This is a genomic window from Streptomyces sp. NPDC091271, from assembly GCF_044757505.1.
Lineage (GTDB): Bacteria > Actinomycetota > Actinomycetes > Streptomycetales > Streptomycetaceae > Streptomyces.
In genome coordinates this window covers 961,130-979,853 of record NZ_JBIVVD010000001.1, presented here as the reverse complement: position 1 = coordinate 979,853, position 18,724 = coordinate 961,130, and the positions used below count along the sequence as shown (strand labels likewise).

The following is an 18,724-nucleotide window of genomic DNA, read 5'->3' as shown; positions in this document are numbered from 1 at the left end:
GTTGACGCGCCCGGGGGCACTGTCAAGGGTCCGCGCACCGCGGGCACGGCCGGGACGGGACCGCCACCCCGCACGGGGCCGTGTAGCCCGGGCGGGTGGCTGTGGATACTGTGACGGCATGCCCGACTACCACGATGATCTGCGCCTGGCCCACGTACTGGCGGACGCCGCCGACGCGGCGACGATGGACCGGTTCAAGGCTCTGGACCTCAAGGTCGAGACGAAGCCGGACATGACCCCGGTGAGCGAGGCCGACAAACACGCGGAGGAGCTGATCCGCGGGCACCTGCACCGGGCGCGTCCGCGCGACGCGATCCTCGGCGAGGAGTACGGGATCGAGGGCACCGGTCCGCGGCGCTGGGTCGTCGACCCGATCGACGGCACGAAGAACTACGTACGGGGTGTCCCCGTCTGGGCGACGCTGATCTCCTTGATGGAGGCGGGCGAGGACGGCTTCCAGCCGGTGGTCGGTGTGGTGTCGGCTCCCGCGCTGAACCGCCGCTGGTGGGCGGCGAAGGGCGCCGGCGCGTTCTCCGGCCGCAGCCTGACGTCGGCGACCCGGCTGCATGTGTCGAAGGTCGAGCGGATCGCGGACTCCTCGTTCGCGTACGCCTCGATGACCGGCTGGGAGGAGCAGGGCCGCCTTGACGGCTTCATGGATCTGACGCGGGCCGTCTGGCGCACGCGCGGGTACGGGGACTTCTGGCCGTACATGATGGTCGCCGAGGGTTCGGTGGACATCTGCGCCGAGCCGGAGCTCTCCCTGTGGGACATGGCGGCGAACGCGATCATCGTCCAGGAGGCGGGCGGACAGTTCACCAGCCTGGACGGGGTCTCGGGCCCGGGCGGCGGCAACGCGGCGGCGTCCAACGGCCTGCTCCACCACGAACTGCTCGGCTACCTCAACCAGCGCTACTGAGCGCTGCCGAGCGCCGCTGAGGAACGTCCCGCAATCCCCTGCGGGCGCCCCCCTTGTTGAGTCTCCTCCTGGGTGCGACTCTGAGAGTCCCCCTACTTGTGAACTTGTGAATCGTCTCACGAAGGCCTTCGCAGGTCGCTTCTCGAAGGAGGTGGCTCCCCGCATGCTTGTCCGCGACGCCATGAGCACCCTGGTCCTCACCATCGGCCCGGCCCACACGCTCCGGCAGGCGGCCCGGCTGATGTCGGCCCGCCGTATCGGAGCAGCTGTCGTCCACGATCCGGACACCTGCGGTCTCGGCATCATCACCGAGCGCGACATCCTCGACGCCGTCGGCGCCGGACTGGATCCCGATGTCGAGACCGCGTCCACCCACACCACCACCGACGTGGTCTTCGCCTCTCCCGCCTGGACCCTCGAGGAGGCGGCCGAGGCCATGACGCACGGCGGATTCCGGCACCTGATCGTGCTGGACGGCGACGGCCCCGTCGGCATCGTCTCGGTACGCGACATCATCAGGTGCTGGGTGCCGGCCCGGCGGCCCCGGGCCGAGATGGCCCTCTGACCGGCACGCCCCGGCCCGCGGACCCCTTCCCGCCGACGACAGCGGGCCGGACCCCCGGGAGCACCTCCCGGGAATCCGGCCCACCACCTACGGCAAGCGCCCTGTGTCAGCCGCGCAGGGCCTGGACCGCGGCCTCGAGCCGCTTGCCGAAGTCTCCGTCCGCCTGACGGAAGTTGCCGATCGCGCGCTCGGCGATGTCGTCGCGCGAGACCTTGGATATGAAGCCGGCGAGGTTGTCGATCAGCCGGGCCTTCTCGTCCTCGGACAGCAGCCGGTAGAGGTTGCCGGCCTGCACGAAGTCGTCGTCCTCGGCGTGGAGCGGCGTCTCGTGGTTGCCCGTGCCGCCCGTGACAGGGACGGGCTGCCAGAGCGGCCGGTCCGTCTGGGCGGGGCCGCCGAAGCTGTTGGGCTCGTAGTTCTTCGCACCCTTGTGACGGCCGTCGTACAGGTAGCCGTCACGGCTGTTGGTGCGCGCCTCTGTGGCGTGCGGGCGGTTCACCGGCAGGTGGTCCGCGTTGATGCCGACGCGGTAACGGTGCGCGTCGCCGTACGCGAAGAGGCGGCCCTGGAGCATCTTGTCGGGGGACGGGCCGATGCCGGGCACGAAGTGCGCCGGACTGAAGACCGACTGCTCGACCTCGGCGAAGACGTTCTCCGGGTTGCGGTTGAGCTCCAGCTTGCCGATCTCGATCGGCGGGTAGTCGGCGTGCGGCCAGACCTTGGTCAGGTCGAACGGGTTGAAGCGGTACGTGGCCGCCTCCGCCGCCGGCATGATCTGGACCTGCACCGTCCAGGACGGGAAGTCGCCGCGCTCGATGGACTCACGCAGGTCGCGCTGGTGGCTGTCCGGGTCGACGCCGGAGAGGCGGACGGCCTCCTCGGTGGTGAGGTTCTTGATCCCCTGGTCGGTCTTGAAGTGGTACTTGACCCAGAAGACCTCGCCGGCCTCGTTGTTCCACTGGAACGTGTGCGAGCCGAAGCCGTCCATGTGGCGGTACGACGCGGGGATGCCGCGGTCACCGAAGAGCCAGGTCACCTGGTGCGTGGACTCGGGCGACAGACCCCAGAAGTCCCAGACGTTGTCCGCCTCCTGCGAGCCGGTGTAGGGGTCGCGCTTCTGGGTGTGGATGAAGTCGGGGAACTTGATGGCGTCCCTGATGAAGAACACCGGGGTGTTGTTGCCGACGAGGTCGTAGTTGCCCTCTTCGGTGTAGAACTTCAGCGCCCAGCCTCGGGGGTCACGTGCCGCGTCGGCGGAGCCGAGGTTGCCCGCCACGGTGGAGAAGCGCAGGAAGGTCTCGGTCTCCTTGCCGACCTCCGAGAGGAACTTCGCCCTGGTCCACTCCGAGACGTCCCGGGTCAGCGTGAAGGTGCCGTACGCGCCGGCCCCGCGGGCGTGCACCACGCGCTCCGGGATGCGCTCGCGGTTGAAGTGGGCGAGCTTCTCGAGAAGCGCCTGGTCCTGGACGAGGACCGGTCCACCCGGACCGGCGGTCTCACTGTTCTGGTTGTCGGCCACCGGAGCGCCGGCCTCCGTGGTGAGCGGTCCCTGAGTCACGCGCGCCTCCTGCGTCATGTCCCGCACAGCGTCGTTCCCTGTGCGGTGTGTTTCCCGGCCGCAGCCTGTCCTTGGCCAGTACGTAAACGATCCTACAATAGACTTTGTCCAAGTCAATCAACCATCTAAAGTCACACCTACTCGGGACTCGGGCTCTTCCACTGTTACGCTGGGCTCCATGAGTGACCTCCTGGAACGACTTCGTGGACGCGGCTGGCGCATGACGGCACAGCGGCGCGTGGTGGCCGAGGTTCTCGAGGGGGACCATGTGCATCTGACGGCGGACGAGGTCCACGCGAAGGCCGTCGACCGGCTCCCCGAGATCTCCCGGGCCACCGTGTACAACACGCTGGGCGAGATGGTGTCCCTCGGGGAGGTCATCGAGGTCACCACAGACCGCCGGGCGAAGCGGTACGACCCCAACGCCCACCGCCCCCACCACCATCTGGTGTGCGGGCGCTGCGGCACGATCCGGGACGTGCACCCGTCGGGCAACCCGATGGCCGACCTGCCCGACGACGAGCGGTTCGGCTTCACCGTCTCGGACGTCGAGGTGACCTACCGCGGCATCTGCCCGAACTGCTCCGCCACGGCCTGAGTCCCCGGCGCCCGGCGGAGCTTCCCCTGGGCGCGGACGGACTTTGCGCGGGCATACGACAGAGGCCCGGATCCTTGGAAGGATCCGGGCCTCTGTCTTCAGTAGCGGGGACAGGATTTGAACCTGCGACCTCTGGGTTATGAGCCCAGCGAGCTACCGAGCTGCTCCACCCCGCGCCGTTGTGAGTGCAACAGTACGGCACCCGCACCGGCCGGAGCAAATTCATTCGCCGGACACCCGTGCGCCCCCATGAGCCGGCCGCCCGGCGTCATGCGGTGAGCTCCTGGTGCAGCGCCTCCAGCAGACGCGCTGCCCGCTCGGTCACCTCCGCCGGCCCCAGCTCGACCGCCCGGGCACACCAGCGCTGCCCCTCGGTCAGCTCGCCCCGGCGGGCGGCGAGCAGCGCGAGACGCAGGGCGGCGCGGCCGTGGCCGTCGTTGGCGGCACGGCTCCACCACAGGGCCGCCTCGCGCTCACTGCCCTCACGGGCGAGCAGCAGGCCGAGGTTGAAGGCGCCGTTGCGGCTGCCCGACTCGGCGGCCTCGCGGTACCAGCGCGCGGCGCTCGCCATGTCGCCGCGAGCGGCCGCGAGCATCCCGGCCCTGACCTGGGCACGGCGGTGGCCCTGCTCGGCCGCCCTCTCGTACCACTCCTCGCACTCGGTCTTCTCCGGCATCTGCTCCCCGAGCGCGGGAGGCCCCGGTGCCGGCTGGCGCAGGTCGAGGACGCCCGCCAGCCGGAAGGCGGCCTCGGCGCTGCCGCCGCCCGCTGCGCAGCGCAGGTGTCGCTCCGCCTGCCGCTCGTCGCCGTCCCGCAACAAGGCCATGCCCACCTGGAGCGCGGCATCGGTGTGCCCGGCCGCCGCCGCCCGCTGGTACCAGCCGAGTGCCGTGCGGTCCTCGTCCCGTCCGGCGTGCAGGATGCCGAGGTTGAACGCGGCGTCCACGCTGCCGGCCTCCGCCGCCTTGGAGAACCAGGGCTCGGCCCCGGTCGCGTCCCCGGCCTGGAGTAGCAGCACGGCCAGTGCGTTCGCGGCCTCCCGGTGCCCGGCGTAGGCGGCCCGGCGGTACCACTGCTCGGCCTGGGGGATCCGGTCCTGGGCGGCACAGAGCAGGCCGAGGTTGTACGCGCCGTTGACGTCCCCCGCGTCCATGGCGGCGCGGTACCAGCGCTCCGCGGTCTGCTGCTCGCCCCTGGCCGCGTGCAGGGCGCCCAGGGCGTTGGCGGCGTTGCCGTCGCCGTCCTGAGCGGCACGCAGCCACCACACGGCCGCACTCTCCTCGTCGCCCGCGTCACGCAGCAGGAAACCGAGGGCGCAGGCGGCCCGGGGCTCACCGTCCTTGGCGGCGGTGAGGTACCAGCGGCCCGCCTCCTTCAGCTCACCGCGCTGCTCGAGGATGGCGCCGAGGTGCAGGGCGGCACGGCGGTGACCACGCGCCGCGGCCTGGCGGTACCACTGCTCGGCCTCGCCGACGCGTCCCGTATCAGGGCCCGCGACGGGGCTGTCCCGCTTCACCGGCGCGCCGGCGTCCAGCCCCCGGCGGCCCTCGCCCACGACGCGGCCCAGACCGAAGGCGTCGTGGGCGTCGCCGACGGCGTTGCGCTCGATCGTCCGCGCCAGGCGGTACGCGGCCTCCCTGTGCCCCTGCTCCGCGGCGGCGCGCAGCCAGCGCTCGGCGCCGGCGTCGCCGCGGTGCTCCAGCAGGTCCGCCAGGGCGTACGCGCCCAGCGCGTGGCCCTGCTCGGCGGACTGGCACAGCCAGTACTCGGCGCCGGGCTCGTCCCCGCGCTCCCGGAAGTGGCGCCCGAGGGCGTGCGCCGCGGCGGCGGAGCCGGCGACAGCGGCGATGCGCCACCACCCGGCCGCCTCGTCGGCGTATCCCCTCTGATGCAGGAGCACACCGAGGTTGTTGGCCGCGGCCCGGTCGCCCTCGGCGGTAGCCGCGCGCAGGTAGACCTCGGCGCCGTCCAGGTCACCACGGCGCAGCAGGAGAGCGCCCAGGACGCTCATCGACGCCGTGTCACCGGCCTCTGCGGCACGCCGGTGCCGGGCCTCGGTCTCGTCGGCGTGATCCGCGCCGTCCGCGGTGTCCGCGCTCCCGGTGGTGTCCGCGCCCCCGACCGTCTCGGTGCTCTCGACGGCATCGGCCGTGGCGGTGAAGGCGGCTTCCTCGCGGACGCCGTCGGCGATGTCAGCGGTCCCGGCCAGGGCAGCGGCGAATGCCGCATCTGCGGTGTTTTCCGTCGTCCGGCCGCGTCGCTGCACAAACCGCCCTGTCTCCAACAGAGTTGCCCTGTCCCCCATAAATACCATCGTCGCACCACCTGCTACCCGCGTACACCTGGTATACCGCGGCCAGTGAAGTCACTTCGGCGTTTTGTCGACATGCCCACAGAGAGACAAGTGAAACACGACTGGCTCCAACTCATGCCCCGTGAACCGCACTTCACTCCGACAACTTGAGAAAAGGCCCGTGACATGGCGAAGGCCCGGATCCCAAAGGATCCGGGCCTGCGCCTTTCAGTAGCGGGGACAGGATTTGAACCTGCGACCTCTGGGTTATGAGCCCAGCGAGCTACCGAGCTGCTCCACCCCGCGTCGTTGTGTTCAAACCGTACCACGACGCGGGGTGGACATTTCTCAACTGCCCTGGTCGTCGCCCTCCGGCTTCTTGGCGCCCTCGGTCGACGAAGCACCGCCGGCTCCGTCTGGCTGAGCCGCGGCCGCCCGCTCGAGAGCCTCCTGGAGGTCCGCCTGGGCCTTGCCGTAGGCCTCCCAGTCCTGCTCCTTGAGAGCCGTCTCGCCGGCCGTGTACGCCTTCTGCGCGTCCGCGATGGCCTTCTTCAGGGCCGCGTCCCCGGTGGCCGGGGGCTCCGTGGTGTCACCCGGTGGCTCGTCCGGCTCGGTCGGCGGTGTCGTCGTGTCGGAGCCCTCGACCCCGAACACCGCGTTCAGAGCTTCGCCAAGACTGTTCTCGAACACGATCTTCGACCCGTACGAAGCGGCGACCTTGCGCAGCAGCGGATAGTTCTGCGTACCACCGCGCGTATACACCGGTTCGATGTAGAGGAAGCCTCCGTCGAGCGGCACCGTCAGCAGGTTGCCGTACTCGATGTCCGAGTCGGTGCCCTTCAGGTTTCTCACGAACTCGGCGACGTCGTCGTTGCCGTTGAGCTCACTCTGTACCTGGCCTGGGCCCTTGATCGTGCTGGTGACTCTCAGGAGTCTGATCGTGCCGTAGTCCTTGCTGGCCGCGTCCGCGTCCACCGCCATGAACGCCCCTAGGTTGGGGCGCCCCTTCGGGGTGAAGGTCGTGGTCAGGGAGAACTTCTGCGCGTCCTGGTCCGGCATCTTCATGCTCAGGTAGTACGGCGGAACGGACCCGGGTTCCTTGTTGGTGGGGTCGTCCGGCACCTGCCACGCGTCACTGCCGCTGTAGAACTGCGCGGGGTTCTCCACGTGGTACCGCGTCAGCAGCTCACGCTGGACCTTGAACAGGTCCTGCGGGTAGCGCAGGTGGTCCATGAGCTCCTGCGGGATGTCCGCCCGGGGTTCCACCGTGCCGGGGAACGCCTTGCGCCACGTCTTGAGCACCGGGTCCTCGGTGTCCCACTCGTAGAGCTTGACCTTGCCGTCGTACGCGTCGACGGTGGCCTTCACCGAATTCCGGATGTAGTTGACCTGGTTCTGCTGGGCGACGACCGCACGCTGGTTGGTGGTCAGCGAGTCGGCCGTGGTGTCACCGAGCGTCGTACGCGAGGCGTACGGATAACCGTTGGTCGTGGTGTACGCGTCGACGATCCACTGGATCCGGCCGTCGACGACCGCCGGGTAGGCGTCGCCGTCGATCGTCAGCCAGGGGGCTACCGCCTCGACGCGCTCCTTGGGGGTGCGGTTGTAGAGGATCCGCGAGCCCTCGCCGATGGCTCCCGAGTACAGGATCTGCGGCTCGCTGAACGACACGGCGTAGGCCGCCCGGTTGAAGGCGTTGGAGAGACTGATCCCGCTGTCGCCCTCGTAACTGGTGGTCTTCTCGCCGTCCTCCTCGTAGTCGAGCTCCTTCTGGGGCCCGCCGACGATGGAGTACTGCTCGGTCTTCTCGCCGTAGTAGATCCGCTGCTCGTACTTGCCCAGCTCGCCCGTGGTGGGCAGGCCCGACTCCGTGAAGTCCGGGGATCCCGCCGGGTTGGTGCCCGTCGTGGTGCCCCGCGCCGCGATGACGCCGTAGCCGTGGGTGTACGTGAAGTGGTCGTTGATCCAGTTCCTCTTGGGGAGGCCCTGGAGGTTCAGCTCGCGCAGGCCGACGACGGTGTCCTGCTCCTTGCCGTCCTCACCCTTGTAGCGGTCGACGTCCAGCGTCTTGGGGAACTGGTAGTAGTTCCTCTTCTGCTGGAGCTGCTGGAAGGCGGGCGAGACGACGTTCGGGTCCATGACGCGGTAGCTGGCGGCGGCGTCGGCGCTCGCCCTCAGCTTGGTGCTGTCGTCGGTCGTGCTGGTGCCCGTGTAGTCGTCGACCTTCGCGTCGTCGATGTCGTAGGCGTCGCGCGTCGCATCGATGTTCTTCTGGATGAACGGCGCTTCCTTGGCCTGCTCGTTGGGCTGGACCTGGAACTTCTGCACGATCGCCGGGTAGAGCCCGCCGATCAGGATCGCCGAGAGCACCATCAGGCCGAAGCCGATCACCGGCAGCTGCCAGGTGCGGCGCCAGAGCGTCGCGAAGAACAGCACGGCGCAGATGACCGCGATACAGAAGAGGATCGTCTTCGCCGGCAGGTAGGCGTTGGCGTCGACGTACCGCAGACCGGTCCAGTTGTCCGTGGCCTTGAAGTCACTGGACTTCACCGCCAGGCCGTACCGGTCGAGCCAGTACGCCACGGCCTTCAGCGCGACGAAGACGCCGAGCAGCACGGAGAGATGACCCGTCGCGGCACCCGTGGCACGCGCGCCGGGGCTGGTGACCCGCAGTCCGCCGTAGAGGTAGTGGGTCAGCGCCGCCGCGATCAGCGACAGCACCACCGCGGCGAAGCCGAATCCGAGCAGGAAGCGGTACCACGGCAGGTCGAAGGCGTAGAAGGCGACGTCCAGCTTGAACTGGGGGTCCTTCTGCCCGAACGGCACACCGTTGACGTACATCAGCCAGGTGCGCCACTGGCCGGACGCGGAGGCGCCGGCGATCAGACCGACGAGAGCGGTGACCGCGAGCAGCACCCACTTCTTGTACGGTGCGACGCTCATCCTGTAGCGGTCCAGGCTCTGCTGCTCCAGCGACATCGCGCTCAGCGGCGGCCGGAGCCGGTGCGCGAGCCAGATGTTCACACCGATGGCGATGGCCATCAGCAGTCCGAAGACGAGGAACAGCCCGATCTTGGTCCACAGAGTGGTGGTGAAAACAGACGAATACGCGACCGACCTGTACCAGAGCCAGTCCGTCCAGAACCCGGCGAACATGACGAAGGCCATGGCGAGAACCGCCAGGACGCCCAATGTCATGAGCAGGGTACGGACGCGCCGGGACGGGCGGCCGACTCTGATCCGTGGCCCGGTCGGGCCTCCGCCGCGGTCCGGCATCTGGAAAGCCAACGTGCGCACCTCGAAGTTCGCGGTCGTGTGAAGCAGGCCCAGCGATCGTAGAGCCCACCTATGCAACTTACTGAGGCTTTACCTAGTTCCCGTTCCCGGGGCAGAAGGAGGCAGGATGTTGGGTATGCCCAACGTTTCCCCCTCAGGCCCTCCGATGGCCGCGAGCCCCCTCACCGTCGCCGTCCTCGAAATCGACGCCTACGCCGCAGGTCTCGGCTGGGACCAGCCGGCCCGGCTGTTCGCCCTCGTCGACACCGCCCGGCTGCGCGCCCACGAGCCCGGCCTCGCCGCCCAGCTCGGTCTCGACGACACCGCATCCACGACCGCCACCCTCACCCCCGTCGAGCAGGAGGAGCTGCCCGACGGCACCGCGCTGGACGAATTCCTCGCCACGATCGCCTGGCCCGACGCCGTGGTCGGCTGCGCCATGACCGTCGAACGGCTGATGCTGCCGCCCTCGGCGGAGGCGTCCGTACCGGAAGGGCTGTCCGACGCCCAGTTGACCAAGTGGGTCGCCGAGCACCCCGACCGGCAGGAGGTGCGGATGACCGTCGCGGTCCTGCGGGACGGTGCCCGGGACTCCGCCGTGCGCCTGCGGGAGAAGGACTCCCCGACCGAGGTCCTGACCGGCGCGGGACTGGTTCCGGGGCTCGCCGAGGCACTCGCGGCCACCTTCGAGTCCTGACCACCGGCGGGGGCGGCCCCGGAGACTGCCGGGTGGCTTCCGCCCTGTCCGGGCCACCCGGCGGCCTCTCAGCCCTTCGAGCAGCTCGGCAGGCCGGCCGTGTCCCCCGCCCGGATCTTCTCCAGGGACTTCTTGGCGTCGTCGAGGGTCTTCACCCTCACCAGGGTGAGGCCGCCCGGGGTGTCGGAGGCCGCGGCGGAGCAGTTGTCGTCCGGCGTCAGGAAGTACCGGGCGCCCGCGTCGCGCGCGCCGACCAGCTTCATGTTGATCCCGCCGATGGGGCCGACCTTGCCGTCGTCGTCGATGGTGCCGGTGCCGGCGACGAACTTGCCGCCCGTCAGCTTGTCGGGCGTCAGCTTGTCGATGATGCCGAGCGAGAACATCAGTCCGGCGCTCGGGCCGCCGACGTCGGCCAGCTTGATGTCGATCTCGAACGGGAACGTGTGGTCCGTCCCTGCCTGGATCCCCACGATCGCCCGGTCCTCCGAGGGGTTCGAGGGGTCCTCGGGTGCCTTCCGTGTGGTCAGGGTGACGTCACGGGAGCCTTCGGGCTCCTTGCCCGCCTTCTCCGCCGCGGCGGCGGTCCTGGCCGGGATCACCGTGAAGACGACGTCCTCGCCGGGCTTGTGCTTCGTGACGAGCTTCGCGACGTCCTCCGGCTGTTCGACCGCTTTGCCGTCGACCGCCTTGATCACGTCGCCCGCGTGCAGCACACCCTCGGCGGCGCTGTCCTTGACGACCGTGGAGACCACCACGCGGGAGGTGACGGGGATCTTCAGCTCTTCAAGGGCGGCGACCTTCGCGCTCTCCTGGGACTGGCTGAACTCCTCGGCGTTCTCCTGCGTCGACTGCTCCTCGGTCTTCCCGTCCGGGTAGAGGGTGTCGTGCGGCACGACCACGCTGTCGTGGGCCAGCCAGCCGTAGACGGCCTCGACGATGTTCATGTCGTAGTCCGCACCGGTGACGCGCACCGTCGTCATGTTGAGGTTTCCGGACGTCGGATACGTCTTGTGCCCGCTGATGTGCAGCACCGGCTCGCCACGCGCGTCGCCGAGCGTGTTCACGGTCGGGCCGGGGGACATCTCCGAGTACGGCACACGAATCAGCACGCCTGCGCAGAGCAGCGCGATGAGGATGAGGGTGGAGGCGAGCATCGTCGCGGTGCGGCGTGGCATGGAACGACAGTACGGGAACGGCCTGTCAGTGCACCGTCGGGGCCGGTCCGTACGAGGCGGACGGCGGAGGAGATCCGGAGGGACCGAGGGGCATCGCGTATTCGCTCGCTGCGCGGACTGCGCCTACGGGGAGCGGGTGCGGTGCGGAATTGGCAACTGCGTACAGCTGCGGAGTGTCAGACGGCCTCGGAACCGGAATGCGATTTCTCCATCGCCTCACGGAACCTGGCGTAGCCGGCGAGTTCGGTGACGTCGCCGGTCGTTCGATTACGGGCTGCCCACCCTCCCCATATCGCCGCGCCAAGAGCAGCTATAAGCGGAATCAAGAGCCAAGCGAGTGCTGCCATCACGACCTCCCTACCCCATGAGCGACCGCAACTGACGATCAGAAGATTAACCACCTGCAGGACCAACGCTCACGGCAGGGGTGCGGTTACGCAAATCGGGGCTGATGCCCCCTGGGGCGGTTTGCGCTCAGCAGGCGCCGACCCACTCCTCCGTGCCGTCGGAGAAACGCTGGTGCTTCCAGATCGGGACCTCGTGCTTGAGGTCGTCGATCAGCTTGCGGCAGGCCTCGAAGGCCTCACCCCGATGGGCGCAGGACACGGCGACGACCACCGCCAGATCGCCCACACCCAGTTCACCCACCCGGTGGACGGCGGCCAGAGCCCGTACCGGGAACTCCGCCACCACCTTCTCGGCCACTCTGCGGAGCTCGTCGCCGGCCGTCGGGTGGCAGGAGTATCCGAGGGAGCCGACGTCCTGCCCGTCGTCGTGGTTGCGCACCGTGCCGACGAAGAGCGCCATGCCTCCCGCGGCGTCGTCCCCCACCGCGCGGTAGATCTCGTCGACGGACAGCGGTGTGTCACGGATGTCCAGGAGCCGGATGGGGTCCTGAGCAGCCTGCTCGCCGGGGTGGTCGTGGGTGCGTGCCATGGGGCCATCGTGCCGCACGGCGGGCACATCCCGGAATAGCGTTTTCGACCGGTGGCCTGCCGGTCGGCTTGGAGCCTCCTACCAGGCGGGGCGACCGGGGGCTTCCGCCCGGCCGCCTAGAAGCGCCGGCGCGCCTTGCGGGCCCGCCGGACCAGTGCCGCCGTGCCGAGCAGCGCGACGGTCGCTCCCGCGGCACCGGCTGCGGTGGCGTCCTTGCGGCCGAGCCGCCGTCCGGCGACGGTGTGGCGTCCCTCGACCTCTTCCAGGAGCGCTGCCAGGACCTCCTCGTTGGTCCACCTCGGGCGCCATCCCGTGTCGTGGAGCCGGCTCACACTGACCACCCAGGGGTGCATGGTGTAGGCGAGATCCCCCGCGGGGGACGGGGTGAGACCGATCCGGTGGAGGCGGGCCGCCGCGCCGAGGGCGACGGCGGACGGCAGCTCCATACGGCGCACTCCGGAGAGCTCCTCCACCTCTTCCTGTTCGAGCCAGCCGTCGCAGCCGACCGCGAACTCTCCCTCGATCTTTTCGAGAGCCGCGTACTCCAGGGCGCTGACCAGGTCGTCGACGTGGCAGAACTGCCAGGCCGGGCGTGAGCCGGCGACGACGAGGAGCCTGGGGGACTCGAAGTACCGGGTGAGCGCCGTGTCCGTACCGCCGACCAGGACCGTGGGCCGTACGACCGTCACGTTGAGGCCGGGGTGGGCACGGGGTGCGCGCCGGCCGAGCCGCTCGATCTCCAGCAGGTCGCCGACACCGGTGGCCTCCGCCGTGGCCCGCAGTTCCGCGTCCTCGGAGAGGGGGATGTCGTTGTCTGGCAGAGCGCCGTAGACCATCGCCGAGGTGCACAGCACCACCCGGTGGACGCCCACGGCTGCCGCCGCCGTCAGCACGGTCTGGGTGCCGCGGACGTTGTACGCGGTGCGGGCGGCGGGATCGGTCTCCAGGTCGAGGTCGAGCGCCATGTGCACGACGACGTCCGCGCCGCGCAGCTTCTCGGCGATGGCGGGGTCCCGTACGTCCAGGATGTGCCACGTCGCCTCCGAGACGTCCCCCCGGCGCTCGTCGATGGCGATGACCTGCTTGATCTCGTCCGATGCGGCGAGATGGGCGGTGAGCAGCTCACCGACGCCGGTCGCGGCACCGGTGACCGCGACGACGGGGCCGCGGTTCCGGGAAAGATTTTTCGTGGGCTTGCTCTCGGTCGTGGGGTCGGCCAGGTTTCGCGCTGCGCGAACCTGCGGATCTGGGGAACTCACCGGGCGTCTCCAGCGGTTGTCTTCAGTACGTACCCGAATGACGCGTACGTACCAGGTGGCGTCCATCCTGCCGCAGGCCGGGAGCCGGCGGAGCACTGAGGGCCCAAGCGGTCTTCGGTGTCTACGCTGGATGGTGATGTCGGGCAGTCGCCGTCGGTTCGAGCCGGCGGCCCTACGAGCCGAGGAAACCCGTGAGTGACACCCCATTCGGATTCGGCCTTCCGCCGGAGGAGCCGGAAGACGGCGACGAAGGCAAGAAGAAGGACCCCACCGGTGCTGGGCAGGGCTCGGGCGGGCCGGCGAACCCGTTCGGCTTCCCGCCCGGCGCGGGTGGCGACAACCCGTTCGCCGCGATGTTCGGCTCGATGAATCCGAACGACCTGGGTGCGGCCTTCCAGCAGCTCGGCCAGATGCTGAGTTACGAGGGCGGCCCGGTCAACTGGGACATGGCCAAGCAGATCGCACGACAGACGGTGTCGCAGGGCACCACCGACGGCAGCAAGGACGCGAGCGTCGGACCCGCGGAGCGGGCCTCCGTCGACGAGGCTCTGCGTCTCGCCGACCTCTGGCTCGACGGTGTGACGTCGCTGCCCTCGGGTTCCGTCTCGACGGTGGCGTGGAGCCGCGCCGAGTGGGTCGAGGCCTCGCTTCCCGCCTGGCAGCAGCTGGTGGACCCGGTGGCCGAGCGCGTCGGCCTGGCCATGGGCGATGTCCTGCCGGAGGAGATGCAGGCCATGGCCGGCCCGCTGATCGGCATGATGCGGTCCATGGGCGGCGCCATGTTCGGCCAGCAGATCGGGCAGGCCGTCGGCGTGCTCGCGGGCGAGGTCGTCGGCTCGACCGACATCGGCCTGCCGCTGGCGCCCGCCGGCAAGGCGGCGCTGCTTCCGCTGAACGTCGAGCGGTTCGGCAAGGACCTGAGCGTGCCCCAGGACGAGGTGCGGCTGTATCTGGCGCTGCGCGAGGCGGCCCACCAGCGGCTCTTCGCCCACGTTCCGTGGCTGCGCTCGCATCTGTTCGGGGCGGTCGAGGCCTATGCGCGCGGCATCAAGGTCGACACCAGCAAGCTGGAGGACGTCGTCGGCCAGTTCGACCCGTCCCAGCCCGAGCAGCTGCAGGACGCTCTTCAGCAGGGCATGTTCCAGCCTGAGGACACCCCGGAGCAGAAGGCGTCGCTGGCCCGTCTGGAGACCGCTCTCGCCCTCGTCGAGGGCTGGGTGGACGCGGTGGTGCACGAGGCCGCGAAGTCACGGCTGACCTCGGCGGACGCGCTGCGCGAGACGATGCGCAGGCGCCGGGCCTCCGGCGGTCCAGCCGAGCAGACCTTCGCCACGCTCATCGGGCTCCAGCTGCGCCCGCGCCGGCTGCGTGACGCCTCGCGGCTGTGGGCCTCGCTCACGGACGCCCGGGGCGTCGACGGGCGTGACGGCCTCTGGGAGCACCCGGACATGCTGCCGACGGCCCAGGACCTGGACGACCCGGACGGCTTCGTCCACCACGAGCAACTGGACTTCTCCGAGCTCGACAAGATGCTCGGCGAAGCTGCGAAGGGCCCGCAGAAGTCCGCATCCGACGAGAAGGGCAAGGACGAGCCCGGCGACGACGAGCCCGGCGAAGACGACCCGAAGAGCGACGGCAAGGACGACTCCGGCCGGTGAGCCTGCACGACGACGCGGTTTCGGTACTCAAGGGCTACGACGACGGCGACACGGGGCAGGCCGGCCTGCGCCGGACGTACCTGGAGCATCTGGCCGGGCATCCCGACGGCATGTGGAAGGCGTGCGGAGCGGGGCATCTGACGGCCAGCGCGCTGGTCATCGACCCGGAGCGCGGCAGGGTCCTGCTGACCCTGCACAGGAAGCTGCGGATGTGGCTGCAGATGGGCGGGCACTGCGAGCCCCAGGACACCACTCTGGAGGCGGCGGCCCTGCGCGAGGCCACGGAGGAGTCGGGGATCCCCGGGCTCACCCTGCTGCCCGGCGGGCCTGTGCGGCTGGACCGGCATCCCATCCCGGCGCCCTGCCACTGGCACCTCGACGTGCAGTACGCGGCGACGGCGTCGGCGGGGGCGGTGGAGCGGATCAGCGAGGAATCCCTGGATCTGCGCTGGTTCCCCTACGACGAGGTGGCGCGGGTGGCGGACGCCTCGGTCGAGCGGCTGCTGGCGAGCACCCGCACACGGCTGGCGCAAGGTTGCTAGACCACGGGTGAGGGGCGGCTTCCGCGGGAAGCCGCCCCTCACCCGTCGCGCCCGGCGCGGCTCAGTTCCAGGAGTTGTTCTGGTTCTGTCCGTGCGAGCCCTGCTGCCCCATACCGAACTGCGCCGCGGCCCCCTGGCCGATCTGGGCGTTCTGCGGCGGCAGCACCTCACTCGGCTGGACGAGGGCGAAACCCTGACCCAGGAAGCTCAGCTCCCAGCCCTCCCCCGTGTTGCCACGGCGCCGGAAGACCCCTGAGGAGTGCGTCTGGGCCTGCATCTGCACCCGCAGGCCGCTCGACCAGGCGACGATCGCGTCGGCGTCGGCATTGACGTACTTGTCGGGGGTGACCTGCATCATCAGCGGCTGGCCGGAGGTCATCAGGGCGACCTTGCCGCTCCCGGAGATGTTGAGCTGGTACTTGCCGGTGCCGGAGATCCCGTACTGGCTGTCCACCGCGATGACCTCGGTGTGCAGCGAGGAGTCCAGCGCCAGGACGTAGGCGCTGTCGACGGTCATGCCCTCGTGGTCGACGTCGACCACATGGATGTACTGCGCGAGGTTGGCCAGGTAGACCGTGCCCTGACCGGAGCAGCGCATGAGGTCGAGGCCCTCACCCGTGTTCCTGCGGGCGCGGCGCTGGCCGTGCGACTGGTACTCACCGTCGAACTCCATGAGCCCCTGGTAGGCGACCATGGCGCCCTTACGGGCGAGGACGTCGTCGTGGCCGGTCAGCGCGACCCGCAGGAGCTGCGGGTTCTGGACCGTGTAGCGGTCCTGCGACTGCTGTTCCGTGTAGCTGAAAAGCGGACTCTGCATGATGTGTTCCTCCCCCGCTCAGTTCCGGATCCGCAGACGGTCGGTACTGTCCTCGCTCGGCTGGACGACGACGATGCCCTGACCGGAGAAGGCCATCTGGTACGCCTCTCCGCTGCCCCGCCCGATGAGCGAGCTCGCCTTGAAGCTGCGCTTGCCCTTCACCTTGAGGTTCGGGGACCACGCGACGAGGGCGTCGGGGTCGACGTACGTCTCGTCCTCGCCACGCCCGCAGTCGACGACGATCGGTGTGCCGCGCGAGGTGATGGCGACCCATCCTGTGCCCTGGATCCCGACGTTCCACAGGCCCTGGCCGGCGAACTTGGCCAGCCCCTTGACCCGCTCCACGCCCCAGGTGAGGTGACCGTCGAAGGCCAGGAGGTTGGTGCCGTTGACCGAGAGCGAGTCGTTGTTGAGATTGATGACGACCACGTCGGCGCCGTAGTCGGCGAGGTAGAGCAGTCCGTCGCCGGCGCACTTCATCAGGGGTGCGCCCTCGCCGGTGATCCACTGGGACGCGATCTGCCGGACGGCCGGCGGGTTGGGCTCGTACTGGATGAAGCCCTCGTAGGCCACCATCGAGCCGGTGCGGGCGTAGAGGTCCTGGCCGGTGGCCATGGCGACCTTGAGCATCGTACGGCCGTGGTTCTCCATGCGGGCCGTGACGGGGGTCGGGGCGAAGCCCGCGAGCTGCTGATTCATGACGGGCTCCCTCAGACCTCGTAGGGCTGGACGACGATGAAGTTGCCGGGTGCTCCCCGGAACTGGAGGTTCACGGTCTCCCCGCTGTGCCCCGGGTACGCGTTGCGACGCAGCCGGACCTGGCTGGAGATGATCACCTGGGACGCGGACGACCAGGCCACCACGGCGTTGCAGTCGGCGAAGGTGGTCGGGGTGACCGGCAGGACGACCGGCACACCGTGGGTCTTGACGACGACGGTGCCGGTGCCCTGGAACTGCATGGTGAAGAGGGCACCGCCGGGAATCCCGTGCCCCTCGATCCTGCGGACCTCGTACTGCAGGGACTCGTCGAAGGCGAGCACGCTCTCGGCGGAGACGCAGATGCCGTCGCCCTGCAGCTCGATGGGATGCAGATGCGATCCTTCCTCGGCGAGGAAGACCTGGCCACGGCCGCTGCAGCGCATCAGCTGCATTTCCTGGCCCGTCGCGTTGCCGACCATGCGGCCCGCGAAGCCGGCCCCCTTGTAGCCGAAGTCGACCTTGCCCTGATACATCACCATGCTGCCCTGACGGGCCAGCACCGGGGTGCCGCCCATCGTGAGGTCGACGCGCATGAGCTGCTGGTTCTGCGAGGTCCAGCGCTGCCCGGTAGCCGTTTCCTTGTACGGCTGCAGTGCGGCCTGGAGGCCTGCGCCACCCGCGGGAACACCCTGGGGTACGCCTTGCGGCATACCGGGCTGCATGCCCGGGGGCTGCTGGCCGAACGGACCGGGAGCCTGCTGACCGAACTGCGGTGCGGCCGGGGGCTGCTGTCCGTAGGGCGGGGCGGCGGGCGGAGCACCCTGCCCCGGGACCTGTCCGAACTGCGGCTGCTGGGGCGGCTGCCCGTAAGGCGCGGGCGCTTGCGGCGCGGGTGCCTGCGGTGCCGGCGCCATAGGGGCCGCGATGGTCGGCGCGGCGTGCATCGGCTGCTGCTGCGGTGCGGGAGCCGGTGCTGCCGGAGCACCGAAGGCCGGTGCGGGCTGCGGTGCCTGGGGTACGGCCGGAGCACCGAAGGCAGGGGGCGTGGAGGCCTGGGCGGGCGGTGCGAACGAGGGGGCGGCCCCCTGGGGCGGCGCGGCGGGGGCCTCCTCCGCGACCTCCCCGCCGAAGTTCTTGAGCAGCGCGTCGAGTCCGCCGTCGAAGCCCTGGCCGACCGCGGCGAACCGCCAGACGTCCTTGAGATAGAAGTCGCCGAGCATGACCGCGCGCTCGGTGGTGAACTCGGAGCCGGTGAAGGCGTACTTCACCACTTCCTCGCCGCCCGCGACGATCCGGATGTATCCGGGGCCGACCTGCGACATCTGCCCGGCGCCGTCGAGTGTCGCGGTGAAGGACAGCTTGTGGATGTTCGCCGGAATTCGGTCGAGGGTGACGCGGAACGATTCGGTGTCACCGGCCTGGGCACCGAGAAGCTGAATGGACTCCTCCGGCGATTTCGGCTGATTGAAGAAGATGAAATACCGGTCGTCGGAGAGCTGCTCATTGGCGTCGAGACCGAAGCAGCTGATGTCGAACGTCAGGCCGGGGCCCGCGATCTGCACACCTACGTACAGATCCGTCCCTGACGTGAGATCACTGATCTTGGCCTTGTGGCCGCGCTGAAATTCCCTGGCCATGCGTAACGACCGTCCCCCATCCCGAAGGTGAATGCGTCGCGTCAGGCTAACCGCAAACCACGACATCGGGCCAAGCCGGTACAGACCCGGTACAG

At 69.7% G+C, this 18,724-nt stretch carries 16 protein-coding genes and 2 tRNA genes; 6 read left to right on the top strand and 12 right to left on the bottom strand.

All coding sequences use genetic code 11. The annotated features are described in order from the left end of the window. The first annotated feature begins 118 nt into the window (after window positions 1–118). Window positions 119–919, top strand: coding sequence for a histidinol-phosphatase (hisN, locus tag ACIQM3_RS04765; RefSeq protein WP_393763406.1), 801 nt, complete (start codon window positions 119–121; stop codon window positions 917–919). Between the two features lie 163 nt (window positions 920–1,082). Next, window positions 1,083–1,484 carry a cyclic nucleotide-binding/CBS domain-containing protein gene (locus ACIQM3_RS04760; protein WP_401618750.1) on the top strand — a complete coding sequence of 134 codons (402 nt, stop codon included), beginning with the start codon at window positions 1,083–1,085 and terminating at the stop codon, window positions 1,482–1,484. 106 nt (window positions 1,485–1,590) lie between these two features. Here the strand turns inward: ACIQM3_RS04760 and ACIQM3_RS04755 are convergent, their stop codons facing one another. Continuing rightward, window positions 1,591–3,060 (bottom strand): catalase, encoded by a 1,470-nt coding sequence (locus ACIQM3_RS04755; protein WP_401619996.1) that lies wholly within the window; start codon window positions 3,058–3,060, stop codon window positions 1,591–1,593. Between the two features lie 160 nt (window positions 3,061–3,220). On the opposite strand from ACIQM3_RS04755, the gene ACIQM3_RS04750 reads away from it, so the two are divergent. Beyond that, window positions 3,221–3,640: a Fur family transcriptional regulator gene (locus tag ACIQM3_RS04750; protein WP_401618747.1), complete on the top strand. Its 420-nt coding sequence runs from the start codon at window positions 3,221–3,223 to the stop codon at window positions 3,638–3,640. Window positions 3,641–3,742: 102 nt separating this feature from the next. Here ACIQM3_RS04750 and ACIQM3_RS04745 read toward each other — a convergent pair. From ACIQM3_RS04745 to ACIQM3_RS04730, 4 genes are all read right to left on the bottom strand, one after another. Further along, a tRNA-Met gene (locus tag ACIQM3_RS04745) sits at window positions 3,743–3,816 on the bottom strand. A 92-nt stretch (window positions 3,817–3,908) separates the two neighbouring features. Beyond that, entirely contained in the window at window positions 3,909–5,954 is a 2,046-nt protein-coding gene (locus ACIQM3_RS04740) for a sel1 repeat family protein (protein WP_401618744.1), read from the bottom strand. A 211-nt stretch (window positions 5,955–6,165) separates the two neighbouring features. Beyond that, window positions 6,166–6,239, bottom strand: a tRNA-Met gene (locus tag ACIQM3_RS04735). 42 nt (window positions 6,240–6,281) lie between these two features. After that, on the bottom strand, window positions 6,282–9,209 hold the full coding sequence (locus ACIQM3_RS04730; RefSeq protein ID WP_401619993.1) for a UPF0182 family protein: 2,928 nt from the start codon (window positions 9,207–9,209) through the stop codon (window positions 6,282–6,284). A gap of 127 nt (window positions 9,210–9,336) precedes the next feature. On the opposite strand from ACIQM3_RS04730, the gene ACIQM3_RS04725 reads away from it, so the two are divergent. Next, on the top strand, window positions 9,337–9,906 hold the full coding sequence (locus ACIQM3_RS04725; protein ID WP_401618741.1) for a PPA1309 family protein: 570 nt from the start codon (window positions 9,337–9,339) through the stop codon (window positions 9,904–9,906). 68 nt (window positions 9,907–9,974) lie between these two features. Here ACIQM3_RS04725 and ACIQM3_RS04720 read toward each other — a convergent pair whose 3' ends face one another. The 4 genes from ACIQM3_RS04720 to ACIQM3_RS04705 all read right to left on the bottom strand — a co-directional run bounded on the left by ACIQM3_RS04720 (window position 9,975) and on the right by ACIQM3_RS04705 (window position 13,276). Then, entirely contained in the window at window positions 9,975–11,081 is a 1,107-nt protein-coding gene (locus ACIQM3_RS04720; protein ID WP_401618738.1) for a PDZ domain-containing protein, read from the bottom strand. Window positions 11,082–11,257: 176 nt separating this feature from the next. Then, window positions 11,258–11,428: a hypothetical protein gene (locus ACIQM3_RS04715; protein ID WP_014048224.1), complete on the bottom strand. Its 171-nt coding sequence runs from the start codon at window positions 11,426–11,428 to the stop codon at window positions 11,258–11,260. 127 nt (window positions 11,429–11,555) lie between these two features. Beyond that, window positions 11,556–12,017 (bottom strand): molybdenum cofactor biosynthesis protein MoaE, encoded by a 462-nt coding sequence (locus ACIQM3_RS04710; protein WP_401618735.1) that lies wholly within the window; start codon window positions 12,015–12,017, stop codon window positions 11,556–11,558. A 116-nt stretch (window positions 12,018–12,133) separates the two neighbouring features. After that, the gene (locus ACIQM3_RS04705) at window positions 12,134–13,276 is read right to left on the bottom strand and encodes an SDR family oxidoreductase (RefSeq protein ID WP_401618732.1); all 1,143 of its coding nucleotides are present in this window, start codon (window positions 13,274–13,276) and stop codon (window positions 12,134–12,136) included. Between the two features lie 191 nt (window positions 13,277–13,467). Here ACIQM3_RS04705 and ACIQM3_RS04700 point away from each other — a divergent pair, with 191 nt between their 5' ends. Then, the gene (locus ACIQM3_RS04700) at window positions 13,468–14,934 is read left to right on the top strand and encodes a zinc-dependent metalloprotease (RefSeq protein ID WP_401618729.1); all 1,467 of its coding nucleotides are present in this window, start codon (window positions 13,468–13,470) and stop codon (window positions 14,932–14,934) included. Beyond that, window positions 14,931–15,476, top strand: coding sequence for an NUDIX hydrolase (locus ACIQM3_RS04695; protein WP_401618727.1), 546 nt, complete (start codon window positions 14,931–14,933; stop codon window positions 15,474–15,476). Before ACIQM3_RS04700 ends, ACIQM3_RS04695 begins: the two co-directional genes overlap by 4 nt. Window positions 15,477–15,537: 61 nt before the next feature. On the opposite strand, the gene ACIQM3_RS04690 is transcribed toward ACIQM3_RS04695, so the two are convergent. From ACIQM3_RS04690 to ACIQM3_RS04680, 3 genes are read right to left on the bottom strand one after another with little or no spacing between them, the layout of a single operon-like run. After that, a complete protein-coding gene (locus tag ACIQM3_RS04690; RefSeq protein ID WP_401618724.1) occupies window positions 15,538–16,293 on the bottom strand; it encodes an AIM24 family protein in 756 nt (251 codons plus the stop codon). 18 nt (window positions 16,294–16,311) lie between these two features. Further along, on the bottom strand, window positions 16,312–16,992 hold the full coding sequence (locus ACIQM3_RS04685; RefSeq protein ID WP_362933523.1) for an AIM24 family protein: 681 nt from the start codon (window positions 16,990–16,992) through the stop codon (window positions 16,312–16,314). 11 nt (window positions 16,993–17,003) lie between these two features. Beyond that, window positions 17,004–18,629 carry a TerD family protein gene (locus ACIQM3_RS04680; protein ID WP_401618721.1) on the bottom strand — a complete coding sequence of 542 codons (1,626 nt, stop codon included), beginning with the start codon at window positions 18,627–18,629 and terminating at the stop codon, window positions 17,004–17,006. Window positions 18,630–18,724 lie beyond the last annotated feature (95 nt).